The 24,338-nt window shown below is 71.5% G+C and carries 20 protein-coding genes; 13 read left to right on the plus strand and 7 right to left on the minus strand.

The window, feature by feature from the left end; genetic code table 11:
- Positions 1–12 precede the first annotated feature (12 nt).
- The gene (locus EDD30_RS03305; protein ID WP_071805015.1) at positions 13–1,734 is read left to right on the plus strand and encodes an acyl-CoA dehydrogenase family protein; all 1,722 of its coding nucleotides are present in this window, start codon (positions 13–15) and stop codon (positions 1,732–1,734) included.
- A gap of 18 nt (positions 1,735–1,752) precedes the next feature.
- Here the strand turns inward: EDD30_RS03305 and EDD30_RS41365 are convergent, their stop codons facing one another.
- Complete coding sequence (locus EDD30_RS41365) at positions 1,753–1,881, minus strand: hypothetical protein (protein ID WP_280526123.1); 129 nt, start codon at positions 1,879–1,881, stop codon at positions 1,753–1,755.
- Between the two features lie 131 nt (positions 1,882–2,012).
- Between EDD30_RS41365 and EDD30_RS03310 the strand changes: the two genes are divergently transcribed.
- The 7 genes from EDD30_RS03310 to EDD30_RS03340 all read left to right on the plus strand — a co-directional run bounded on the left by EDD30_RS03310 (position 2,013) and on the right by EDD30_RS03340 (position 12,936).
- Entirely contained in the window at positions 2,013–4,352 is a 2,340-nt protein-coding gene (locus EDD30_RS03310) for a hybrid sensor histidine kinase/response regulator (protein WP_071805016.1), read from the plus strand.
- 97 nt (positions 4,353–4,449) lie between these two features.
- The gene (locus EDD30_RS03315; protein WP_071805017.1) at positions 4,450–6,021 is read left to right on the plus strand and encodes a PAS domain-containing sensor histidine kinase; all 1,572 of its coding nucleotides are present in this window, start codon (positions 4,450–4,452) and stop codon (positions 6,019–6,021) included.
- Positions 6,022–6,024: 3 nt separating this feature from the next.
- Entirely contained in the window at positions 6,025–7,218 is a 1,194-nt protein-coding gene (locus EDD30_RS03320; protein ID WP_071805018.1) for a response regulator, read from the plus strand.
- A 34-nt stretch (positions 7,219–7,252) separates the two neighbouring features.
- The gene (locus tag EDD30_RS03325; protein ID WP_071805019.1) at positions 7,253–7,636 is read left to right on the plus strand and encodes a response regulator transcription factor; all 384 of its coding nucleotides are present in this window, start codon (positions 7,253–7,255) and stop codon (positions 7,634–7,636) included.
- Positions 7,637–7,778: 142 nt separating this feature from the next.
- Positions 7,779–9,446, plus strand: a complete 1,668-nt coding sequence (locus tag EDD30_RS03330) for a S8 family peptidase (protein WP_071805020.1) — start codon at positions 7,779–7,781, stop codon at positions 9,444–9,446.
- The gene (locus EDD30_RS03335) at positions 9,443–11,707 is read left to right on the plus strand and encodes a sensor histidine kinase (RefSeq protein WP_143162643.1); all 2,265 of its coding nucleotides are present in this window, start codon (positions 9,443–9,445) and stop codon (positions 11,705–11,707) included. Before EDD30_RS03330 ends, EDD30_RS03335 begins: the two co-directional genes overlap by 4 nt.
- A gap of 53 nt (positions 11,708–11,760) precedes the next feature.
- On the plus strand, positions 11,761–12,936 hold the full coding sequence (locus EDD30_RS03340; protein ID WP_071805022.1) for an HD domain-containing phosphohydrolase: 1,176 nt from the start codon (positions 11,761–11,763) through the stop codon (positions 12,934–12,936).
- A gap of 59 nt (positions 12,937–12,995) precedes the next feature.
- Here EDD30_RS03340 and EDD30_RS38695 read toward each other — a convergent pair whose 3' ends face one another.
- Positions 12,996–14,186 (minus strand): response regulator, encoded by a 1,191-nt coding sequence (locus tag EDD30_RS38695; protein ID WP_071805023.1) that lies wholly within the window; start codon positions 14,184–14,186, stop codon positions 12,996–12,998.
- Positions 14,183–16,363, minus strand: coding sequence for a two-component system sensor histidine kinase NtrB (locus EDD30_RS03360; RefSeq protein WP_084556334.1), 2,181 nt, complete (start codon positions 16,361–16,363; stop codon positions 14,183–14,185). The genes EDD30_RS38695 and EDD30_RS03360 overlap by 4 nt, the downstream gene beginning before the upstream one ends.
- A 193-nt stretch (positions 16,364–16,556) precedes the next feature.
- Between EDD30_RS03360 and EDD30_RS03365 the strand changes: the two genes are divergently transcribed.
- Complete coding sequence (locus EDD30_RS03365) at positions 16,557–16,883, plus strand: STAS domain-containing protein (protein ID WP_071805025.1); 327 nt, start codon at positions 16,557–16,559, stop codon at positions 16,881–16,883.
- Here the strand turns inward: EDD30_RS03365 and EDD30_RS41915 are convergent.
- On the minus strand, positions 16,783–17,196 hold the full coding sequence (locus EDD30_RS41915) for a DUF998 domain-containing protein (RefSeq protein WP_071805026.1): 414 nt from the start codon (positions 17,194–17,196) through the stop codon (positions 16,783–16,785). The genes EDD30_RS03365 and EDD30_RS41915 overlap by 101 nt on opposite strands.
- A 365-nt stretch (positions 17,197–17,561) precedes the next feature.
- Here EDD30_RS41915 and EDD30_RS03375 point away from each other — a divergent pair, with 365 nt between their 5' ends.
- Positions 17,562–18,230 carry a dienelactone hydrolase family protein gene (locus EDD30_RS03375; protein WP_123678756.1) on the plus strand — a complete coding sequence of 223 codons (669 nt, stop codon included), beginning with the start codon at positions 17,562–17,564 and terminating at the stop codon, positions 18,228–18,230.
- 93 nt (positions 18,231–18,323) lie between these two features.
- Here the strand turns inward: EDD30_RS03375 and EDD30_RS03380 are convergent, their stop codons facing one another.
- Entirely contained in the window at positions 18,324–20,675 is a 2,352-nt protein-coding gene (locus tag EDD30_RS03380; RefSeq protein ID WP_071808203.1) for a putative bifunctional diguanylate cyclase/phosphodiesterase, read from the minus strand.
- A gap of 275 nt (positions 20,676–20,950) precedes the next feature.
- On the opposite strand from EDD30_RS03380, the gene EDD30_RS40265 reads away from it, so the two are divergent.
- Positions 20,951–21,484, plus strand: a complete 534-nt coding sequence (locus tag EDD30_RS40265) for a DUF4396 domain-containing protein (RefSeq protein ID WP_244945094.1) — start codon at positions 20,951–20,953, stop codon at positions 21,482–21,484.
- Positions 21,469–21,609, plus strand: coding sequence for a DUF4396 domain-containing protein (locus EDD30_RS40270; RefSeq protein WP_244945095.1), 141 nt, complete (start codon positions 21,469–21,471; stop codon positions 21,607–21,609). Before EDD30_RS40265 ends, EDD30_RS40270 begins: the two co-directional genes overlap by 16 nt.
- 31 nt (positions 21,610–21,640) lie before the next feature.
- On the opposite strand, the gene EDD30_RS03395 is transcribed toward EDD30_RS40270, so the two are convergent.
- Positions 21,641–21,988 carry a DUF952 domain-containing protein gene (locus EDD30_RS03395; protein ID WP_071808204.1) on the minus strand — a complete coding sequence of 116 codons (348 nt, stop codon included), beginning with the start codon at positions 21,986–21,988 and terminating at the stop codon, positions 21,641–21,643.
- Between the two features lie 638 nt (positions 21,989–22,626).
- Between EDD30_RS03395 and EDD30_RS03400 the strand changes: the two genes are divergently transcribed.
- Complete coding sequence (locus EDD30_RS03400) at positions 22,627–23,034, plus strand: SSI family serine proteinase inhibitor (RefSeq protein WP_123678043.1); 408 nt, start codon at positions 22,627–22,629, stop codon at positions 23,032–23,034.
- A 134-nt stretch (positions 23,035–23,168) separates the two neighbouring features.
- Here the strand turns inward: EDD30_RS03400 and EDD30_RS03405 are convergent, their stop codons facing one another.
- Positions 23,169–24,314, minus strand: a complete 1,146-nt coding sequence (locus EDD30_RS03405; protein ID WP_071806927.1) for an acyl-CoA dehydrogenase family protein — start codon at positions 24,312–24,314, stop codon at positions 23,169–23,171.
- Between the last annotated feature and the right edge of the window lie 24 nt (positions 24,315–24,338).

The raw sequence follows: 24,338 nt of genomic DNA on the forward strand, positions 1-24,338 counted from the left end.
GAAGGTGCCGACATGGCCGATCCCCTGCTGCTCAATCCGCACACCTACGACCCGGCGCACCTCGACGCCGAGTCGCGCCGGCTGCTGCGCGCCACCGTCGACTTCTTCGAGAGCCGGGGCAAGAAGGCGCTGATCGACACGTACATCGATCGCGAGTGGTACGCCGACTTCCTCGAGTTCGCCGCCAAGGAGGGACTCTTCGCCACCTTCCTCACCCCGGCGGCCGACGGCGGTGACGACGAGAACAAGCGCTGGGACACCGCCCGCAACGCGGCCCTCAGCGAGATCCTCGGCTTCTACGGCCTGGGCTACTGGTACGTCTGGCAGGTCACCGTCCTCGGCCTCGGCCCGGTCTGGCAGAGCGCCAACGCCGAGGCCCGCGCCCACGCGGCCCGGCTGCTCGACGACGGGCACGTCATGGCGTTCGGCCTGTCGGAGCGCACCCACGGCGCCGACATCTACGCCACCGACATGATCCTCACGCCGGACGGCGAGGGCGGCTTCCGGGCCACGGGGCCCAAGTACTACATCGGCAACGGCAACGTCGCCGGCCTCGTATCGGTCTTCGGCCGCCGCGCCGACGTCGAGGGCCCCGACGGCTACGTCTTCTTCGCCGCCGACAGCCGCCACGAGAACTACCACCTGGTCAAGAACGTCGTGAACGCGCAGATGTACGTGAGCGAGTTCCGCCTCGAGGACTACCCGGTGCGCCCGCAGGACGTGCTGCACACCGGGCAGGCCGCGTTCGACGCCGCGCTCAACACCGTCAACGTCGGCAAGTTCAACCTCTGCACGGCCGCCGTCGGCATCTGCGAGCACGCCATGTACGAGGCCGTCACCCACGCCCACCGCCGGGTGCTCTACGGCAAGCCGGTCACGAACTTCCTGCACGTGCGCCGCGAGCTGATGGACGCGTACGCCCGCCTCGTGGCGATGAAGCTGTTCAGCGACCGGGCGGTCGACTACTTCCGCTCCGCCACCGGAGACGACCGCCGCTACCTGCTCTTCAACCCGATGACCAAGATGAAGGTCACCACCGAGGGCGAGAAGGTCATCGACCTGCTCTGGGACGTCATCGCGGCCAAGGGCTTCGAGGCCGACACCTACTTCGAGAAGGCCGCCAAGGACATCCGGGGCCTGCCCAAGCTCGAGGGCACCGTGCACGTCAACCTGGCGCTGATCCTCAAGTTCATGCCCAACTACCTGTTCCGGCCGGCCGAGTTCGCGCCGGTACCGACCCGGCACGACGCGACCGACGACGAGTTCCTCTTCCGGCAGGGACCGGCCCGGGGGCTCGGAAAGATCCAGTTCCACGAATGGCGGACCGCGTACGACAAGTACGCCGAGCTGCCCAACGTGGCGGTCTTCCGCGAGCAGGCCGACGGGTTCTGCGCCCTGCTGGCCGCCCACGCCCCCGACGAGGGTCAGCAGCGTGACCTCGACTTCCTGCTCGCGCTGGGCCAGCTCTTCGCGCTGATCGTCTATGGCCAGCTCATCTGCGAGCAGGCCGAGGCGACCGGCCTCGACGCCGAGGTCCTCGACGAGATCTTCGCGATCCTCGTCCGCGACTTCTCCGGGTACGCGACGGAGCTGCACAGCAAGGCGGCCACCACCGAGGAGCAGGCGGCCTGGGCCCTGGCCCACGTGCGCCGCCCGGTCACCGACGGCAAGCGTGACGCGGCGGTGTGGGAGCGGGTCGTGGCGCTCTGCGGGGCGTACGAGATGCAGCCGTAGGACGGCGGCCGGCGGCGGTCACGGCTTGACCGCGACCGCCGCCGGCATGGATTCGGCCGGGTCGCCCGGCCACTCGTCGTCGGGATCCGGGCGACGCTCGGGCGCGTACACGAGCCCCGGCTCGACCGGATACACGTCGCCGGCCATGGTGCCCCTTCCGGCAGTTTTGGCGAACCGTGAGCACCGGGGGTGCCCCTGACTTTACGTTGAGAAGGACGGGCCCCGCAGACGACAGCCGAACGGCGACGCGCGCTCCCGCGGGGCGCCGGGATCGAGGGATGGTGCGCACGCTCGGATCGCTGACCGGTCAGCTCGTGGACGAGGCACCCGACGCGGTGATCGTCAGCCGGCAGGACGGGACGATCGCGCTGGCCAACCGCCGCGCCCACGAGATGTTCGGCTATCCCGCCGGGAGCCTGCTCGGCGAGTCCATCGACGCGCTCGTGCCCGACGAGGTGCGCCCGGGACATCCGGCGCAGCGCGCGGCGTATCTCGCCAGCGCCCATCCGCCGCTGCGGCGGCTGCCGCTGCGCGGGCAGCGCCGCGACGGCCAGGTGTTCGCGGTCGAGGTGTCGCTGGCGGCGGTCACCGCACCGGACGGCGAGATACTCGTGACCGCCGTGCTCCGCGACGACACGGCCCACCGCGAGGCCGAGCAGGCGCGCACGCTGCTCGCCTCGATCGTGCAGTCGTCGCACGACGCCATCGTCACCACCGACCTCGACGGCGTGGTGCTGAGCTGGAACCCCGGCGCGGAGCTGCTCTACGGCTACCCCGCCGGCAAGATGGTCGGCCAGCCGATCGACCGGATCATCCCGCCGGACCGGCGCCCCGACGAGGCGGAGATCCTCGCCCTGGTCCGCATCGGCGGCCGGATGGACCGTTACCGCACCTCCCGCCTGCACGCCGACGGCACCGCGATCACCGTGTCCGTGCTGGTCTCGCCGCTGCGCGACGGCACCGGCACGATCATCGGCATGACGACCACCGCCCGCGACATCAGCGAACGCGAACACGCGGAGGCGCGTGTGCAGGCGGTCCTCGACGCCGCCCCCGACGCGCTGCTCGGCGTCGACGACACCGGCAACGTCGTCCTCGTCAACGCCGAGGCGGAGCGGTTGTTCGGCCATCCGCGCTACGACCTGACCACGATGGCCGTGCGCCGCCTGCTGCCCGACGGGCTGCCCCCGGCCACGACGGTGCTGCGCATCGGCGGCGACTCGACGCCGCTGGGCACCGAGCCGGTCGGCGACCCGGGAGCCGGGCAGTCGGCGCCGCGGTGGGCCACCCTGACGGCACGCCGCAGCGACGGCGTCCGGCTCCCGGTCGAGATCTCGTGCAGCGCGCTGGACACCGGCGACGGCATCATCGTGGTCGCCGCCGTCCGCGACATCACCGACCGCCTCGCCGCCGAGGCCGAGCAGCAGGCGCTGCGCGAGGAGGCCGAACAGCGCAGGATCGAGGCCCGGTTACAGCGCGTCGAGCGGCTCGAGAGCCTCGGACAGCTCGCCGGCGGCGTCGCCCACGACTTCAACAACCTGCTCGCCGTGATCCTCAACTACGCGGCCTTCATCGTCGAGGACGCCGCGGGCACGCCGATGGCCGCCGACGCCGAGCAGATCGCCCGGGCCGCCCGGCGCGGCAGCGATCTCACGCACCAGTTGCTCGCCTTCGCCCGCCGGGAGGTGATCCGGCCGCGACCGCTCGACGTCAGCACGGTCGTCACCGAGGTGACGCAGATGCTGCGGCGCTCGATCGGCGAGCACATCGCGCTGACGGCGACGACGGCGCCGCTTCCGCCGGTCATGGCCGACCCCGGCCAGCTCGAGCAGGTCCTGGTGAACCTGGCCGTCAACGCCCGCGACGCCATGCCCTCCGGCGGTCACCTCACCATCGACACCGCCGTGGTCGACGCCGACCAGGACCATCCGGCCGTGCTGTCGGGGCTCGAACCCGGCTGCTACGTGCGGATCCGGGTCTCCGACACCGGCACCGGCATGCCCCGCGACGTCATCGCGAAGGCCTTCGACCCGTTCTTCACCACCAAGCCCAGCGGGCAGGGCACCGGCCTCGGGCTGGCCACCGTGTACGGCATCGTCACCCAGGCCGGCGGCACCGTGCAGATCTACTCCGAGCCGGGCTTCGGTACCACCATCACCATCCTGCTGCCGATCACCGACGCGGCCGTACCGGAGGACCGGCCCGCGCCGGCGCCGGCCGACCTGAGCGGGCACGGCGTCACGGTCCTGGTCGTGGAGGACGAGACCGCCCTGCGCGAGGTGAGCGAGCGCATCCTGCGTCGCGGCGGCTACACGGTGCTGACCGCCGCCGACGGCCGCGAGGCGCTGCAGATCTGCGCGACCCACGAGGGCCCGATCGACGTGCTGCTCACCGACGTGATCATGCCGGGCATGCTCGGCAAGGACATCGCCGAGTCGGTCACGGCGGCCCGGCCCGGCACCCGGGTGCTGTTCATGTCCGGGTACGCCCAGCCCGTGCTCACCACGCACGGCACCCTGGCCGCGGACGTCCACCTGCTGGAGAAGCCGTTCACCGGGGCCGAGCTCATGCAGGCCCTGCACGAACAGCTCCACGGCCCGCGCGGCGGCGACGGCTGAGGCGGCGGGAAACCGCCCGGAACCTCAGATACGGCCCCGAACGGCCGATGAGCAACACGGGACGCTCCCGTCCCGGTCACCGAGGGGAAGGCCGACCGTGTCCATCGACGCCAGGGTACTCGCCGCGGTGCCGCACGGCATCTGGGTGATGTCGGCGTCGGGTGAGGTCGCCTACGCCAACCCGCGCGCCCAGCAGTGCGGCGCCGGGGAGTCCTGGTTCTCGGTGGTGCATCCCGAGGACGCCGAGGCCGTACGGCGCGAGGCGGCCGACCGCCACGCCCGCCTGGAGCCCTACGAACTCACCTGCCGGCTCCGCGCGCACGACGGCACGTTCCGCCGGCACGAGGCGCACTTCGTACCCGTACGCGACGACGACGGCCTTCCCGTGCAGTGGATCGTGACGGCGACCGACATCAGCGACCGCGACGAGACGCACGCGCTGCTGGAGACCCTCGTCGCCGAACGGGGGCAGGCCCAGGCGTTCCGCTCTGTGATCATGGAGGACCTGGCCGAAGGCCTCTTCACCGTCGACGGCGACGGCAACATCACCTCGATGAACCGTGCCGCCCGGGAGATGCTGGGCTGGGAGGAGAAGGAACTGCTCGGCCTCTCGGCGCACGCCGCCCTGCACGCGCCGGCCCGGTCCGGCACCGCGAGGCCCGAACGCGAGTGTGAGCTGCGGCGGATCGGCATGGCCGGCCTGTCGGTGCAGATGGTCGAGGAGACCTTCACCCGCAGGGACGGCTCGACGTTCGAGGTGGTCTGCTCGATCGCGCCGCTGGGCCGCGGCGACTACGGCTCCGGAGCTGTGATCACCTTCCGCGACGTGACGGAGGCGCGGCGCGCCGAGGTCGAGGTGCGCCACGACCAGAAGCTGGAGTCCCTGGGCCGGCTCTCCGCCGGCCTGGCGCACGAGATCAACACCCCGATCCAGTTCGTCGGGGACAACACCCGCTTCCTCGCCGACGCCTACCGCGACATGCTGGAGCTGCTGCTGGTCTACCGGGCCTGCATGGAACCGAGCCTCGGCGAGGTGCAGTGGGACGAGCGCACCCGGCGCGCGTCGGAGGCCGAGGACAAGGCGGACATCGAATACCTCGCGGCCGAGATCCCCGCCGCGGTCAGCCAGAGCCTCGAGGGTGTCGAGCGGGTGGCGTCGCTGGTACGGGCGATGAAGTCGTTCAGCTACAAGGACTCCACCGAGAAGTCGTACGCCGACCTGAACGAGGCGATCCGCACCACCTTCACCGTCGCCCGCAACGAGGTGAAGTACGTCGCCGACGTACGCCTGGAGCTCGGCGACCTGCCCGACGTGCTCTGCCACCGCGGCGATCTCAACCAGGTGTTCCTCAATCTGCTCGTCAACGCCGCCGACGCCCTGAAGGACAAGGACGGCCGGGGCGAGATCAGGATCCGCTCGGCCGTCGACGGCGACACGGTGGTGATCGGGTTCGCGGACAACGGTCCGGGCATCCCGGAGGAGATCCAGCAGTCCATCTTCGAGCCGTTCTTCACCACCAAGGAGGTCGGCAAGGGCACCGGGCAGGGGCTTGCGCTGGCCCGGGCGGTGCTGGAGCAGCACGGTGGATCGATCGAGGTCCGCTCCACGGTCGGCGAGGGGACCGAGTTCGTCCTGCGCCTGCCGATCAACGGCGAGCCGGACGCCTGAGGCATGAGCAAGCCCCGAGCCCTGTTCGTCGACGACGAACCGCGCATCCTGGACGGGTTGCGCCGCTCGCTGCGCGGCAAGCGCGGCGAGTGGGAGATGGAGTTCGTGTCCGACGGCGCCGAGGCCCTCGAGCTGATGACGGACAACCACTACGACGTGGTGGTGTCCGACATGCGGATGCCGGGCATGGACGGCGCCGAACTGCTCACCCAGATCAGCCGCCGGCATCCGGAGGTCGCCCGGGTCGTGCTTTCCGGGCACATCGAGCCCGAGGCGACGGTGCAGGTGGCGGTCGCCGGACACCGCTTCCTCACCAAGCCGTCCGACGCCGAGACCCTGACCAGCGTGATCGACCAGTTGCTCGTGCGCACCTCCGCGCACCATCAGGAGGAGGCCCGGCGCATCGCCGGCGGGGTCCGTGCCATACCCACCCTGCCCGAGCACGCCGACCGGATCGTCGCGCTGCTGGCGCCCGACGCCAGCCTCTCGGACGCGGTCTGCACCGCGATGCACGACGTGGGGCTGTCCGCCAAGCTGCTGCAGCTCTCCAACTCGCGATTCTTCGGTGCCCAGCCCCGCAACTCCTCGGTCGAGTCGATCGTCAACGCGATGGGCGTACCGATGGTGCAGGCCGTGGCCGGCGCCGGGCACGCGCTGCGCCCCTCCTCCACGTGGAGCCCGGCCGTCGAGGCGCACCTGCGGACGGCCTGGCGGCACGCGGTGGCGACGGCCTGCCTGGTCGACGTCGTGGCGTCGCCGGCGAACCGTCCGCACGCCCAGGCCGCCGCCCTGCTGCAGGACGTCGGACGGCTGGTCTGCCTGGCCGGGGTGCCGGACGGCGACGACTGCGCCGTCGACCTCCAAGCCCAGACCCGCGACGGCGTCCCCTTCCGGGACGTCGGCGTCGAGTTGCTGCACCTCTGGGGCCTGCCGGTGCCGATCATCACCGCGGTCGCCCAGCGGGACACGCCGCAGTCGCCCGACGCGTCGGGGCTCGGGGTCACGGCCGCCGTGCGGACCGCGCACCTGCTCATCCAGCGTACGGAGTCGGCCTGCCCGGACGGCGGGACGCACGAGGCCGAGCTGGCCCAGTTGCTGGCGCACCCGCAGTTGCGGGCGAAGGACGTCGACTGGGCCCGTGCGGCCGAGGAGGCATCGGAGCAGGCGGCCTCGTGGGACCGGCCGCTACGGCTGTGATCCGGCGGTTCTGCACCGGGCGGAGGGAGAATTTATGGCACGCATCCTGGTGGTCGACGACGACCCGGCGATCCGGCAACTGCTGACCGACGTCCTCGAAATGGACGGGTACGAGGTGGACACCGCCGTGGACGGGCCCGCCGCGGTCCGTGCCGTGGAGGCGGCCGCCCCGGACTTCGTGGTCCTCGACGTCATGATGCCGGGCATGGACGGCTTCGGCGTGCTGCGCGCGGTCCGGGAGCTGCCCGGCGAACCGGTGCCGATCCTGATGCTCACCGCGGCGGCCGAGCCGGACACCAACAGCCGGGCGTGGGCCGGTGGCGTGGACTACTACCTGGCCAAACCGTTCACCGCGGACGCCGTCCTGGACCTGATCGACGGGGTGCTGAGCAACCGGATCGACGTCACCGGAGGATGACCGGGGCGGCTCCGCCTCAAGTCTTCCTCAAGTTGGCGCACGTACTGCCGATAGTGCTCCCACGAGACGATGCCGGCCTCCACGGCCGGGGGGATCTTGCCAACTCGCTCAACTACTCTGAGTGAATGAAAGGTGGCAGCGCGTGAAGAATTCCTACCGCAGGACGTTCGGGGCCGCGGCCGCGACGGCTCTCGTGGTCGCCGGGCTTCCGGCTCCCGCGAGCGCGCACCCCACCCCGGTGGCGTGGCGCGAGGTCGTCGTGACCGGCACGGACGCCGAGGGAGCCGCACGCGCGGTGCGCGCGGCCGGCGGGCGGGTCGAGACCCTGCTGCCCGTCGTCCGCGGCGTCGCGGCGCGGCTGCCCGAGGGCAGCCGCCTCGATCCCGCGTGGCTGGTCGCCCCGCAGCGCGAGATCAAGGTCGCCGCCGCGGCGGCACCGGCGCAGTCCCGGACCGCGGAGACGATCCGCCAGATGCTCGGCCTGCCTGCGAAGGGCACCGAGGGCCGGGGCGTGACGGTGGCCGTGGTCGACACCGGCATCGCCGACGTGCCCGACCTGGCCGGTCAGGTCGCGCACCGGGTCGACCTCAGCGGCACGGGCGCCGGCGACGGTTACGGTCACGGCACGTTCATGGCCGGCCTGATCGGCGCCACCGGCGCGGCCTCGGACGGCGCGCACCGGGGCGTGGCGCCGGGCGCGAAGCTCATCGACGTCAAGGTCGCCGACGCGCAGGGCCGCACCGACCTCACCACCGTGCTCAGCGGACTCCAGTGGATCAGCGACCACCGCAAGGACGTCCAGGTGGTCAACCTGTCCCTGTCCTCGCACAGCCCGCTGCCGTACCAGATCGACCCGCTGACCCAGGCCCTCGAGTCGCTGTGGCACCAGGGCGTCATGGTCGTCGTGCCCTCCGGCAACGAGGGCCCCGGCGCGGGCACCGTGACCTCGCCGGGCAACGACCCGCTGCTGCTCACCACGGGCGGCCTGGACGTCTCCGGCACCAGCGACCGTGGCGACGACGTGGTCGGCACCTGGTCCGGGCGCGGCCCCACCTGGCAGGGCGACGCCAAGCCCGACCTGGTGGCCGCCGGCGGTCACGTGGTGAGCCTGCGCTCGCCGGGCAGCGTGGTCGACCAGGCCAACCCGCAGGCGCGCGTCGGCGACGGATACTTCCGCGGCTCCGGCACCTCGATGGCCGCCGCGGTCACCTCCGGCGTCATCGCCGGTGCCCTCGCCGTGCAGCCGAAGCTGCGCCCGGACGCGATCAAGAACCTGGTCACCAGCACCGCGTACGCCAGCAGCGGCCTGAGCCGGCAGAGCGGGGGCGGCGTGGGCGGCCTCGACGCCCCCGCGGTGCTCGCCGCGGCGGGCACCTGGAAGTCCAGCAAGGCGCAGAAGCGGTACGACGAGGACACCGCCACGGTGGCACGTGACGCCAAGCGCTGGGCGGCCTTCGCCAAGGCGGTGGCGGACGACGACCAGCAGGCCGCCGAGCAGGCGTGGAACAAGCTGAGCGCGGCGTCGCGCGACTGGTCGGCGCGCGCCTGGGCCGACCTGGACCCGGCCGCCCGCGCCTGGGCCGCTCGGGCATGGGCCGCACGGGCCTGGGCCGGCGACGACTGGGCCGCACGGGCCTGGGCGGCGCGGGCATGGGCCGCACGGGCCTGGGCGTCCGACGACTGGGCCGCGCGGGCCTGGGCGGACGCGGACTGGACCGCACGGGCCTGGGCCGGCGACGACTGGGCCGCCCGGGCCTGGGCGGCGGATCGGTGGAGCGCCCGGGCCTGGGCGTGGATGCCCACGTCGTGATTTCAGCCCCGTCCCACACCGGCCGCCCGGGAATCACCCGGGTGGCCGGCGTGGTGCGGGAAAATCTGCAGGACCCGATCCTGCGCCGTGTGGTGGCGGTGGCCCTGCTGGGAGGCGGGCTCGCCGCCGCCGTGGCGTTCGCGCTCGACGGGCACGCCAGCGTGCTGCGGGGACTCGGCGTACCGAACGCGTGGCTGCTGCCCGGCCTGACCGTGCTGAGCTGTCTCGCCGAGCTCACCGTGGTGCGGCTACGCCACGGCGACGCCGTCGAGGAGCTGACGCTCTACGAGGCGGCGCTCGTCATCGACGTCCTCCTGCTGCCGCCCCGCGACGCCCTCGTCGCGGCCGCCGTGGGCCTGCTGGTCGCCAGCGCGATGCAGCGACGCCCGGTCATGAAGGCCGTCTTCAACCTCGGCACCTACACCGCCGCCGCGGCCGTACTGATCGCCATCGTGCACCTCGTCGGCGGCGCGCCGGGCGTGATGACGGCGGGCGTGCTGGCCGGCGTCGTGGTGGGTACCCTCGCCTTCACCGGCGTCAACCTGTGCTGCCTGGCGCAGATCCTCGGCGTGATCACCAAGACGTCGCCGTGGCGGATCGTGCGCTCGGAGGCCCGGCTGTCCGCCTACATGGCCGTCGGCACCGTGGCCACCGGGCTGACGACCGCGGAGATCGCGCTGCACACCCCGCTGCTGCTGCCCTTCATGGCGATGCCCGCCCTCGCCGTCACGTTCGCCTACCGGGCGGCGGCGCGGGAGGCCGACGAGCGCGCACGGTCGGCGTGCCTGCTCCAGCTCTCCCATGCCCTCGCGGAGCGTGGCGACGTGGTACGCCAGTTCCTCCTACTGGTCCGCGAGGCCTTCGGCGCCGACCTGGCCGTGGCGGTACTGGAGAACGGCGACGGGGCCCTGTCCGTGGAGGCCGGCGACCCCTCGACGGTACGGCAGGGCGTCGTGCCGCCGTACCTGGCCGCCCTGGGCGTGGTCGACGCTCCCGTGCAGCTCGCCGACGAGCTGCCGGAGGGCCTGCGCCGGATGATCGTCGTGCCGGTGCAGAGCGGCGGCCGCCGGCTGGGCACGGCCGCCTTCGCCATCCGTGAACGCGACCGCGGCTGGATGACCACCGGCGACGTCACCCTGCTCGCCTCGCTCGCCAGCGCGCTCGCCGTGGCCATGCTCGGCGCCGAGCATCTCGAGCGGCTCGTCGACGAGACGAGCAAACTCCAGGCCGTGGTCGAGCAGTCCACCGAGGGCATCATGGTGGTGGACGGCGACGGGTCGATCCGGATGTGGAGCCGGGCGCTGGCCGAGATCACCGGCGTGGGCGCCGGCGAGGCCACCGGGCGTTCGCTCGCCGAGGTGCTCGATGTGCCCGTCGAGGACGAACGCGACCTGCTGATGCCGGTCACGGCCGAGCAACCCCGGGCCGTCGTCGAGCTGAGCGTGCGCCGCCGCGACGGCGAGCAGCGCCGGCTGCGGCTGGCGCACTCCGCGATCTTCACCGCCGGGACAGTGGGCCGCGACGTGGTCGTCATCAGCGACCTGACCCGGGAGTACCGCACCGAGCGGCTCAAGTCCGACTTCATCGCCATGGTCTCGCACGAGCTGCGCACGCCGCTGACGCCGATCATCGGCTACATCGACCTGCTGCGCAGCCGGGGCGAACGCATGACCCCGCAGAAGCGGCTGGACGCGCTCAACCTCATCGGGGACCGCGCCGGGCATCTCTCGCGGCTCGTGGAGGACCTGCTGCTCGCCTCGCGCTTCGGCGACAACCCCGAGGAGATGGCACTGCACGTGTCCGTGGCGGAGCACGATCTGCACGCGTTGGTCGAGCAGGCCGCCCGCGACCTCGGCTCCTCCCGCGTCGTGCTGGACCTGCCGCCGGGGCCCGTCGCGGCGCGCTGCGACGACGGCCGCACGCTGCAGGTGCTCGCGAACCTCATCGGCAACGGCCTCAAGTACTCCGCGGAGGACACCGAGGTGGTGGTCACGATGCGGCTCGAGGCGCAGCGGGTGCACGTCGACGTCCGCGACAGCGGCCGGGGCATTCCGGCGGACCAGCTCGAGAAGATCTTCGAGAAGTTCCATCGCGTCGAGGACCCGATGACGATGAGCACCGGCGGCACCGGCCTCGGTCTGTTCATCGCCCGCCAACTGGCTCGCGCGATGGACGGCGACGTCACGGTGGAGTCCGTCTTCACCCGCGGATCGACCGCCACCCTCACGCTGACCCGAGCAACACCGGAAACAGGCGCTTGACCTCCGAATTCCGGATATATTGGGACTGATCTGGACAATCTCGAGGAGCTGGCATGACGACCCCCGTCACTCGTCCCCGGATCTTGCTGGTCGACGACGAGCCGAACCTCCTTGACGGACTCCGGCGCCAGTTGCGGAAAGAATTCACGGTGGAGACCGCGGTGGGTGCCGCGAAGGGACTCTTCGCCATGAAGGCGGTCGATCCCTTCGAGGTGATCGTCTCCGACTTCCTGATGCCCGGCATCAACGGGGCCGAATTCCTGGCCGCGGCCGCGAAGGCCTCGCCCACCAGCACCCGCATGCTGCTCACCGGCCACACCAGCCTCGCCGACGCCGCCGCGACCGTCAACCGGGGCCACGTCTTCCGGATGGTGCTCAAGCCGGTCGACACCGAGACCATGATCGAAGCCCTGCACGACTGCGTGGCCCAGCACAGGTTGGTCGTGGCCGAACGGGAGCTGTTGGAACAGACGTTGCGCGGCAGCGTCAAGGCGTTGACCGACGTGCTGTCGCTGTCCAGTCCGCTCGCCTTCGGGCGGGCAGCCCGGATGCGCCGCGTGGCCACCGCCATCCTGGACCAGATGGAGGTCCAGGACCGGTGGGCGGTGGAACTGGCTGTCGACATGTCCCAGCTCGGCGTGGTGGCGCTGCCGCCCAGCGTGGCGGAGAAGCTGGACAACCCCGCCGATCTGACCCCCGCGGAACAGGTGATGGTGGATCAGCTCCCCCACGTCGCCGAGCAGCTGATCTCCGGAATCCCGCGCATGGCACCGGTGGCCGATGCCATCCGCTACTGCCGGAAGGGTTACGACGGCTCGGGCACACCGAAGGACGGCATCTCCGGCCACCAGATCCCGTTCGCCGGCCGGCTCCTTCGGTTCGTCCAGGACCACGACAGCCTGATCATGCACGGCCTGTCGCCCACGGTGACGCTCGCGACCCTGCGTGCCAGCGAGGACGAGTACGACCCGGAAGTCCTGGAGGCGTTCGAGGCCACCTCGATCTCCGAGACCGAGAAGGTCCGCGGCATCGCGCTGGCCGACCTCCAGGTGGGCATGGCGCTCGCCGCTCCCGTACGCAACAAGGCGGGCATGCTGCTGGTCAACGCCGGCCAGGAGATCACCATCAGCCTGATCACCCGGCTGAAGAACTTCGCCGCGCTCGAGGACGGCGTCGCGGAGCCGCTGATGATCATCGACGAGGACCTCGGCCCGGACATGATCCGGTGACGATCCTCTGTCCTCGTGCGGGCCGAGGATGAGCCCGGCCCGGTCGGATGGGACCGCCGTCAGCCCTGCCGAGACTGTTGGCGCCGCCACCGCGTGATCGCCGCGCGCGACGGCTCGTCGAGCAGGCTCACGTCGAGGTTGGTAGCACCGGGCAGTCCGCACACCGGCCCGAGATCCGCCTCCACCACCAGATGGGACAGCACCACAGCGCTGGACGCGTCGACTGCCGCCTCCGGTTGCCCGGTGGTCGCGTGGCCGGCGACCGCCTCGATCACCGCGTCGGGAAGACCCCAGAAGCGCAGCAGGCCGGCTCCCGCGTCGACGTGGGTGGAGCCGAGCACCGCCGACTCCACGGCGCACAGGAAGGTGGGATCCTGTTCCGGTTCACGCCACTGCTGCAACGCCTGCGCGAACTCCGCCGGCTGCAGGGAGGCGAGGACTAGCTGGCCCACCTCGTGCAGCAGGCCCGCGGTGAAGGCGTTGCTCTCCCACTCGGCGCCCTCGGCGAACATCCGGCACAGCCGTGACGTCTCGATCGAGTGCACGGTCAACCCCTCGATCCACTCGACCGGGATCTCACCGGAGAGGTCGAAGGTGCGGATCAGGTCGTGCATGCAGATCAGGCCGCGGACGGTCGGCAGCCCGAGCAGCGCGACCGCCTGAGCGACGTTGCTGACCTTGCGCCCCATCGAGTACGCCGACGAGTTCACCAACTGCAGCACCTTCGCCGTGGCGGCCGGATCCTCCTCGATCACCGATCCGACCGACTGCGCCGACACCTCGTCGCCGTCCAGGGCCTCGATCAACCGCGTCAGCGTGTCCGGTGGGCTCGGCAGCGACTGCAGCACGGCCCGGTCCGCGCCCGGTCCGCCGCCCGTACGCACGTCGATGAGCCGCTCGACCGTGGCGACCAACTGCTCCGGCGAGCTCGGCTTGGTGAGGAACTCGTGCGCCAGCACCATGATGCTGAGCAGGTTGTCCTCGTTGGTCTGCCCGGACAGGATGACCCGGGCCGTACCCGGATATTCGATGCGGACGCGTTCCAGCAACTGCGCGCCGTTCATGCCGGGCATGCGGTAGTCGGACACGATCACGTCGCACGGCCGCTCGCGCAGCGCGGCCAGCGCCGCCTCGCCGCCCTCCGCGAAGGACATGTCCCAGCGGTCCCGGTGCGTCCTGAGCATCCGGCGCAGGCCGCCGAGGATGCGGGGCTCGTCGTCGACGAACAGCACGTGCGGCCGGCGGCTCACTGCGCAGCCTCCATGAGCCGGTTCCCCTGGGCGGATTCGATGCCGGCGACGGGCAGCCGTACGGTGAACGTCGTCCCGGCCCCGACCGTGCTGGTGAAGTCGATGGTGCCGCCGTGCCGGTCGGTGACCAGGGTGCGCACCAGCGCCAGCCCCTGACCGGTCCCCGAGCCGACCTCCTTGGTCGTGAAGAAGGGGTCGAACAACTTGTCGGCGATCTCGGGTGGCACGCCTGTCCCGGTGTCGGCCACATCGATGACGGCGTAGTCCCCCTCGTGGCGGGTCCGCACCGTGATCGTGCCCCGGCCGCGGTCCGCCGCGCCGATCGCGTGGGCGGCGTTGATGACCAGGTTCAGCATCACCTGACCGATGTCGCCCAGATGGCAGTGGACCAGGGGCAGGTCGCCGAAGTCGGTCTCCACGTCGGCCACGTACTTGATCTCGTTGTTCGCCACGACGATGGTGTTCTGGATCGCCTCGTTGAGGTCGGCGCGGCTCTTCTCCTCCGCGCCGGGATGGCCGAACGCCTTCATGGCGCGCACGATGTGCGCCACCCGGCTGACGCCTTCCAGGGTCTGGGAGACGGCGGTGGGAACCTCCTCCATCACGAACTCGATGTCGATATCGGTGGCCACCTCCTCGACATTGCGCAACGCGGCGTCGACGTCCCCCTGCTCCTGCACGGCCGCGACCAGTTCCCGGTACGCGCCGCACAGCCGTTCCAGGTCGGTGAACGCGGTGTCCAGGAACCGGACGTTGTCGCCGACGAACTGGATCGGCGTGTTGATCTCGTGCGCGATGCCGGCGGCGAGGCGCCCGACCGACTCCAGCTTCTGCGCGTGCCGCAGCTCGAGTTCCAGGCGGTGCCGCTCCGAGACGTCCCGCGCGGTGAAGACGATGCTGCGCGAGCCGTCATGTTCGTTGACGTACTCGACCAGCGCCTCCGCATCCGTCCACTCGACGTCCTCGCGGGCGCGGATCCGCGCCGGCACCGGCGCCGACGGCAGGTGCGAGTTCGCGGCGTCGCGTAGCGCGTCCACGTCGTCCTCGTGCACGAGAGACCACAAGCCGCGGCCGAGCAGATCGTCGCTCGAGCAGCCGAGCATCTTGGCGGCCGCCGGATTGACGAAGCGGATGAAACCGGCCTCGCCGGCCAACACGAGCGCGTCGCCGGAGTGCTCCACCACGATGCTCAGCCGCGACCGGCTCAGGAGCTGGTCGAGGGTGAGGGCCGCCTCGTCGGCCAGGGTGGTCACCGTCGCGGAGAGGTCGTCCTCCGGCTTGCGCTCGAGGGCCAGCACCAGCATCCCGAAGACCGAGCCGTGCGCGGCCATCGGCGCGACCACCACCACGGGATGCGGCGGCAACCGGAGCACCTCGATCAACGCTGCGGCGGCCTCGCCGTCGACGAGCGTGAACCCACCGGGACGCAACGCGGCGGTGATCTCCGCGGGCAGCCGGGACTTCTCGGTGACCCAGCCGGCGGCCTCCGGCCCGACCACCCCGGCGGCGGCGATGACGTGCAGCGCGGGGCCGGCGACGGTGACGATGAGCGCGGCGCTCGCGGCGCGGTCCATGCTGAGCGCGGCACCCATGGTCACGTCCATCGCCTCGGCCCGGGTCGTCGAGGCGACCAGGCCGCCACCGGCGGAGGCCAGCGTGCCCTCCCGCTCCGCCGAGCGGTCCCGGGCGCTGCTGCCCCGGGCGAGCACGTGGTTGACGGTCAGCGACAGCAGCGCGAGGAGAAGCAACGGCACGGCCTCGCCGGGTGCGACGCCGACGACCGTCATGCCGACGATCATGACGGCGCAGAGCACGGCGGCGGCGAGGAACTTCTCGCGTACGCCGCCGTACAGGGCCCGGAAGTTGAGCCAGACGAAGCACAGGCCGACGGAGACGCCGAAGCCGGACGCCACGGCGACCAGGCACGCGGCCGCGCCCTCCGGTACCCAGCTCCAGAACGGGAAGTGCTGCCGTCGGTAGCCGAGGTAGAGCCACACGAGGAGCAGGACGGAGGCCACCACGGCGGGCGCCGCGATCCGCGGGTCGGCGTCGCGCAACCCGATCAGGCCGAAGGCGGGCCAGACCACGAGGATGCCGAGGAACAGCGTGCGTACCTGCCCCAGCATCGTCTCGGTTCCGCGTAGCCAGCGCCGTGCCCACCACGTCCACGAAACCATCGCCGTTCCCTTCGGCCGAGGTGCCTACCGGGCTGTGGGACCCATGGCGTATATCGCCATATTTTCGCAGGAGTCACGCGAAATCGGTCTGAAATCGCCCGCCTTCGCATGGGGCCAACGCTCAGACCTTTCGCGTGTTTGACCTGCCTTCCCACGGGGTAGCCGCGAACCGGAACCTCGGGAGGAAGACGGCATGCCATTCGACTGCACCATCCAGCGGGACGGCGACACCATCGTCGTGGTGCCCGAGGTCGACGTGGACGCGGACAACGCGGCGGTCCTACGCCAGGTGCTGCATCAGGTCGTCGACCGCCACGACTACACCCGCCTCGACGTCGACATGAGCGCGGTGACGTTCCTCGACTCATCGGGCCTCGGCATGCTGGTCGCCGCCCAGCGGGCGGCGAGCGCCCGGGGAATCACCCTGACGCTGCGCCACCCCGGACCGATGGTCCGCATGGTGCTCGAAGTGACCAACCTGCACGAGGTGCTGACCGAGGAGCCGCACACCCGGGCCTGAGGATCACCGACCCCGGTTCCGGGGATGGTTGCGCGTGCTTCTCGAACCAGACCACGCCGACGAGGCCGGCGACCCACGCCAGCAGCGCCGGCGCGGCACCCCGCCGCACCGGCCCGGCATCTCGCAACCCGATCAGCCCGGCCCCTCGCAGCGCGACCAGCACGGCAAGGGAACCCGCCGCAAGCAGCAGCGTCGCGGCGTCGAAGGCCCAGCCGTTCGGCAGCAGCGCGTAGTGACTGATCGTGCGACGGCTCCAGTCCAGGTCCGCCGAGGGTGGCACGAGGTGCAACATGGCGTACAGGGCGAGGGACACCGCCGCACGCGACGCCCAGCCCGGCGGGCGCGGGGACGGCCCGGTATCGGCTCTTCATCGGCTCCAGCCTGCCACGCGGTCCCGGCCGCACGAGCGGACGGCCGGGCCCGCTCAGGCCGGCCGCCGGCGTCGACGTGCAGGACCGCGCCGGTGAAAGGAGGGTCTCACCGCCGGTGCGCCGGGGTGGCCGCCCACCAGCCACTGGGCGAGCAACGCGAGCTCGACTCACGACGCCGCCCTGGTCGATTCCGGGCTGGAGGAATGGTCCGCACGGTACGCGGGTACGCGACGAGTTGCGCAACGCCAGAGGCGAGCCTCAGACCTATCCCTCCGGAGTCCGACCGAACGACGACAAGGGGATGGACATGACCACCTGGACGACGGCCAGCCGGATCAGCACGGCGGGAGTCCACCTCGACGGGGACCTCAGCCTGCCCGAGCATCCCGCTGGGCTGGTGCTGTTCGCCCACGGCAGCGGCAGTTCCCGGCATAGCCCCCGCAACCGCGCCGTCGCCGAGGCGCTGAACCGGCACCGGCTGGCGACCCTGCTGGTCGACCTGCTGACCGCCGACGAGGAGCGGGTCGACCTGCACACCGCCGATCTGCGATTCGACGTCGGTCTGCTCGCCGACCGGCTGATCGGCATCATCGACTGGCTCCGGGAAGAGCCCGAGACGGCGGCGCTGCCGATCGGCCTGTTCGGTGCGAGCACCGGCGCGGCAGCCGCGCTGGTGGCCGCCGCTGACCGGCCCGGCCAGGTGCACGCGGTGGTGTCCCGCGGCGGGCGCCCCGATCTGGCGGGACCGGCGCTCATCCAGGTCGCCGCGCCGACACTGCTGATCGTGGGCGAACGCGATCCGCGGGTCCTCGAGCTCAACGAGCAGGCCCGCAACACGATGCGCGCGGCCGCCGAACTGCGGATCATCCCGGCCGCGACCCACCTGTTCGAGGAGCCCGGCACCCTGGAGCAGGTCGCCGAGCAGGCGGCGCGATGGTTCGGCGATCACCTCGCGGCTCCGGCCGCACGCCGGTGAGGGAAACGTACCAACAAGACGCGACCAACAAGACGCGACGCACAGAACGCGACGAACGAGAGACCCGTCGCGCAGGACCAGCGCCGGGGCGGGTCAGTGCTGGGCGGGGGCGCTGAGCGCGCCCGCGAGGACGGCCGCGGTGCGGTCGGCGGAGGCCGGGCGGCCGTAGTGGAAGCCCTGACCCTTGTCGCAGCCGAGCGTACGCAGCACCGCGGTCTGCTCGTCCGTCTCGACGCCCTCGGCGACCGCGGTCAGCCGCAGCGTGTGCGCCAGATCCACGATCGTACGGACGAGCGCCACCTGCTGGACCGCGTCCCCGGTTGCCGCGTCCGGCATGAACGAGCGGTCGATCTTCAGGATGTCGATGGGCAGGTCCCGCAGATACGCCAGCGAGGAGTAGCCGGTGCCGAAGTCGTCCACCGCCACCTGCACCCCGGCGCGGCGCAGGTCGCCCAGGTGCGCGATGCACTGCTCGGCCTGCGCGCCGGCCGCGACGAGCACTCCCTCGGTGATCTCCAGGATCAGCGCGGACGCGGGCAGGCCGGCGTCGCCGAGGGCGCGGCGTACCCGGGAGGCGAAGTCGGGCTCGGCGAGCTGGCGGGGTGAGACGTTGACGGTCAGCTTGGTGCCGTACTCGTGGTACCACGCCGCGGCGTCGCGGCAGGCCTGCCGCAGGACCTGCTCGCCAAGTGGCACGATGAGACCGCTGTCCTCGGCGGCGGGGATGAAGTCGTCCGGGCCGATCGGGGCCTGGCCGGGCGGCACCCAGCGCACCAGCGCCTCCACGGCGGTGAACTGGCCCGAGCTCAGCGAGACGATCGGCTGGTAGTGCACCACGATGGCCTCGGTGCCGATGGCGGTGCGCAACCGGTCCACCACGTCGATCCGTTGGAGCTGGCGCTCGCGCAGCGTGACGTCGTACGCGACCACCCGGTCCTTGCCGGCCGCCTTCGCGGCGTAGAGAGCGAGGTCGGCGTCGCTGAGCACCTCGGTGCTGTCCGCGGCGCCGGCGAGGTTGCGCAGCCCGATACTCGCCGTGACGTGCAGGCGGTGACCGCGCACCTCGACCGGGTGCCGCAGCGTCGTCAGGACGGCCTGGGCCTGCGCCTCGGCCATCAGCTCGTCGCCGTCGTGCAGCAGCAGCGCGAACTCGTCGCCGCCGAGGCGGGCCAGCTTGGCCGCACCGGCGACCTCCTCCCGCAGCCGGCCGGCCACCTCGTAGAGCAGGGCGTCGCCGATGGGGTGGCCGAAGCTGTCGTTGACGTGCTGGAAGCCGTCCAGGTCCACGATGAGCAGGCAGCCCGGGCGGCCCTCGTCGACCGCCGTCTGGATCAGGCGGTCCAGGTACAGACGGTTGGGCAGGCCGGTCAGGGCGTCGTGCATCGCCAGGTGGGTCATCTGCTCCTGCATCGCCGCCTGGTCGGTCAGCGCGGCCTGCAGGTCCGCGGCCCGCCGGTTGACCAGGGTGCTGGTGTGCGAGAGCCGGACGACCAGCAGGACCGCGGTGACGGCGGTGGCGCCCAACGGCAGGATGACGTCGGCGGCGGCGAACGCGCCTCGGCCGTGGTCCAGCCAGACCGAGTACGCGGTGACCGCCGGCCCGATCAGCACCACGACGGCGTACAGGGCGGTCATCCGTCGCGGCGAGCGCCAGTACCGGCCGATCGCGGTCGCGCCGTTGCCGGATGCGATCGAGGGGTGCAGCGCGGCCGCGCCGCAGAGCAGGTTGAAGAGCATCCAGCAGGCGACGCTGACGGCCGAGCCGGACCAGGAGCCGCCGGAGCCGTACCAGACGAAGTAGCCGATGTCGGCGACCATGAGCGTGCCGATGGCGAGCAGCACGATGCGGTGGGCGTGGGTGATCGCGCCGGCGGTGACGGCCAGACGGACGGCCATCGTCAGCAGGATCAGGTCGAGCATCGGGTACGCCAGCGCGCCGTAGCCGATGTTCGTGCCGGTCCAGCCCTCGACGACCGGGTCCACCAGGAACACCCAGGCGAGCACCGCGGCGGTGCACCCGACGATCCCGGCCTCGGCCATGCCGACCAGCGCGGAGCCCCGGCCGCGGGCCGCCAGCGAGGCGAGCGCGGCGGCGAGCAGCAGGTACATCGCGTAGTAGACCGCGTCGATGATCGAGACGCCGGTCGGCGGCATGTCCACGAGGAAGGCGATGCCCCACGCCAGATCGCTCACGGCCCCGCACGCCAGGCCCGCCGCCAGCAACTGCCAGGGCAGCTTCCGGACCGGGCGGTGTGCCCGGATGCCCAGGAGAACGGCGGTGATGGAGGCGGCGTCGAGCAGCACGTACACGGCCTGCTGGCCCGCCGGCCGCAGCCAGACGCCGGCGAGCAGGATCGGGAGGCCGCCGAGCAGAAACCACCACGATGCCCGGGCGCCGGCCAGCGCAGCCGGGAACGGAGCCCGGGCTCGCTGCTGAGCTGTCATTCGGCCGCCTTCTCGCCAGGGCAGGTGCTGAGTGCCTCAGCCTGGACCGTCTCGGGTGCCGTTCGGGAGCAGAAGGGGTTGCCTTTCGGTTGCAGCGCACCGGGCCCGGCGAACGCTTACCCGCCCTTCTGGAATGGGCGCCGCGCCTGGAGCAGGTGCAGCGCACCGAGGAGGCCGCCGTCCTGGGTCGACAAGAGCGTCGCGTTGCTGAGCTCCTGGAAGGGCCGCGATGACTCGCCGCTGGGCGCGGCGACCGCCGCCAGTTCGACCGCCGCATGGCCGCGACAGACGGCGCCGGCAGCGCCCTGCTGCTGATCGACGTGGACCGCTTCAAGGACATCAACGTGGCGTTCCGGCGAAACGGGCCGCGAGCTCTACGACCGCGCCGACGCCCGGCTCTCCGCGGCCAGGCGCGCCGGCCGCAACTGCCTCGCCGCCGCCTGACGTCACTTGCCGCAGATACCCCCCGGGGTACGTGGGCAGCCATGAACCATTCCTCGGATGCCACCGGGGCGACCGCCGACCGGGCCACGCTGCACTGCCTCACCGGCTGTGCCATCGGCGAGGTGCTGGGCATGGTCATCGACACGGCCCTCGGCCTGCACGCCGCCGCCACCGTCGCCCTGGCGGTCACCCTCGCATTCGTCTTCGGCTATGCGCTGACGGTGCGCGGCGTGCTCCGCGCCGGCGCGGACCGGCGCACCGCACTGAGGACCGCCCTCGCGGCCGACACGGTGTCGATCGCCGTGATGGAGGTCCTCGACAACGCGGTCATGCGCGCCGTGCCCGGCGCATGGAGGCGGGCCTGACCGGCATCACCTTCCGGGTATCCCTGGCATTCTCACTGCTGGTCGCCTTCGCTCTGACCCTCCCGGTCAACCGCTGGATGATCGCCCGCGGCAAGGGCCACGCCGTGGTGCACCACCACCACTGAGGACGGAGCATCGCCGGGTGCGGCGGCGGCACTAGGCCGGCGGCTTCGCCTGCGACAGTGTCTCCTCGACCGCGGCCGCATCCGGCGCATGATGCACCGCCACGACATCGTCGAGGGTCAGGCAGTCGTACAGGTGCGGGTACGGCCCCCCGTTGGGCATCATCTCCCACCGCAGCTTGTCGCCGAACGCGTCTGCCTCGACACCCAGCAGGACGAGCGCGCCCTCGTCGGCGAACCGCCGCTCGGCAGTGCCGGCAACCTGCTCGCGGGTGGACAGGTGGATGTATCCACTGGAGCGGTCGAACGGCGAGCCGTCGAAGCTTCCCGAGGCCTGGAACCGGCTCCACTCACCGGAAAGGAGGATCTTGTAGACGAGCACGACGCGATGGTGTCAGAACCGCGCACCGCCGAGTGGTGCCGCCTGCCGTCGAATACTCGGCCGCGGCTGAGGCCGGCGCTCCCACGCTTCCCACCGCTGCGCGGCGGTCCGAAGGTCACCTGGGGCGGCCCACCGTCGAGATCGGCCGCGCGCCGATGGCCGCTGTGAAAGCTTCATGAACATACGTGGCTCAAGGCGATGATCCCAATGCGGTGAGCACCCAGTCGCGCCGCGCTGCCGCGCCCATGCGGAGCCGGACGCCACCAGCCCGCCGCACCTCCCGGATGGACGTCTCCCCGTTCGCCGCGTGAAATGTCGACGATCTGCCAATGTTGTGTCCCTGTCATTTCATATCGATGCTCGTCGAACTAGGAATTGACCGGACGGAAACGGCGACATAGCGTGTAGGCGATTGTTGTGGAGCGAATGGTGATTGCCGCCACCGCCGTGGGATTGCGGTCAGCACAGCGTCATGGACGAGGCGGAGCCATGAAGCAGAGCGGGGCCATGAGCAACAGGATCACGGTCGACACGGTCAGCCGGTTCCCACGGGCCGTCGGCAAGGCGATCGCCCAAAGGGTGGGTGATCACCATCAGGAACCGATCCGTCTAGCCGCGTCCCTCACCAGGAGGATTTCATGACCACTTTCCGGCGTACCGGCATTGCGTTGACATGCCTGTCCGCGACGGCGGCCTGGCTGGCCGCCGCGACACCCGCCCAGGCCGGTCCCGCCGCAAGCGCATCGGCGAGTGCGTTCGCCCTCGCGGTGGTTCCGGAATACGGCGGGCCCACCCGTCTGGCGACACTTCGCTGCGAGCCCGCCGGTGGCACGCATCCACACCCGGTCGCGGCCTGTTCCCAACTCCAGGCCGCCGGCGGTGACTTCGCCGCCGTCCGGGGCACCCGGGGCCCGTGCACCCTGGAATATCTTCCCGTGACCGCCATTACGCACGGATATTGGCGGGGCACGCCGACGAGCTACAGCGAGACCTTCCCCAACCAGTGCGTCATGGAGCGCACAACGGGCGGCATTTTCGATTTCTGAGGCCTGGAGGCGAGTCGATCCTCGACACGAAAAACAGCACGACCGCAGCCTCCGCACCAAGAGGAATGATCGGTCAGGAGCCGTCCCGATGATCGGCCGGAATCGATGCTGCCAGCCGCAAGTCGAAGATCGAGCTAGGCGGGCAGGCCGTCGAGGCGGGCGAGGACTTGGAGCATCACCTCGTCCGCTCCCGCGCCGATCGAGATCAGCCGGGTGTCGCGGAGCATGCGGGCCGTCCAGGTCTCCTCCAGGTAGCCCATCCCACCGTGGAACTGCAGGCACCAGTCGGCGACCTCGCGCTGCAGCCGGCCCGCCTTGAGCTTGGCGACCGTCGCCAGGCGGGTGATGTCCTCGCCGGCCATCCGGGCCTCGCAGGTGATCAGATTGTGGCTGCGCAGCAGGTCCACTTCGGCCTGCAACTCGGTGAGGCGGAAGGCGACATACTGCCGGTCGGCGAGCGGCCGGCCGAAGACCGTGCGGTCGTGGACGAACTGGCGGGTGCGGTCGAGGGCGTACTGGCATGCACCGACGGCGGTGTACGCGGCGAACATCCGCTCGGTGACGAACTGCTGCATCTGCTGCTGGAAGCCGCGGCCCACCCGGCCGATGGTGTTGGCGACCGGGACGCGCACCTCCTCCAGCACCAGTTCGGCGGTGTCGGAGCAGCGGTGGCCGAGCTTGTCGAAGGTGCGGGCGACGCTGAAGCCGGGGGTGTCGGTGGGCACGACGATCTGCGACATGCCCTGGTAGCCGCCCTCGTCCGAGGTACGGGCGAGCAGGCAGAGCCAGTCGGCCTGGGCGCCGTTGGTGATGTAGAACTTGCGGCCGGTGATGACCCAGTCGTCGCCGTCGCGCACGGCCCGGGTGCGTAGGCGGGCGACGTCGGAGCCGGTGTCGGGCTCGGTGACGGCGATCGAGGCGACCGCGGTGCCGGCGATGGCGGGCGCGAGGTAGCGCTGCTTGAGCTCGTCGGACCCGTAGTCGTGCAGCGAGGGCGTCGCCATCATCGCTTGGACGCCCAGGGCCATGCCGACGCCGCCGGCGTGGATCCGGCCGTATTCCTCGGCGGCGACCATCTGGAAGCTGTGGTCGGCGCCCTCGCCGCCGTATTCCACCGGGTACTCCAGGCCGAGCAGGCCCAGGGCGGCGGCCTTGGGGAACAGGTCGTGCAGCGGCACCCGGCCGGCCGCCTCCCAGGCGTCGACGTGCGGGTTGACCTCGGTGTCGACGAAGCGGCGGACGCTGGCGGCGAAGGCGCGGTGGTCCTCGTTCAGGCGCATGAGCCGACGCTAGCGAAGCCGACC

Origin of the sequence: Couchioplanes caeruleus, from assembly GCF_003751945.1 — a bacterium.
Taxonomy (GTDB): domain Bacteria; phylum Actinomycetota; class Actinomycetes; order Mycobacteriales; family Micromonosporaceae; genus Actinoplanes; species Actinoplanes caeruleus.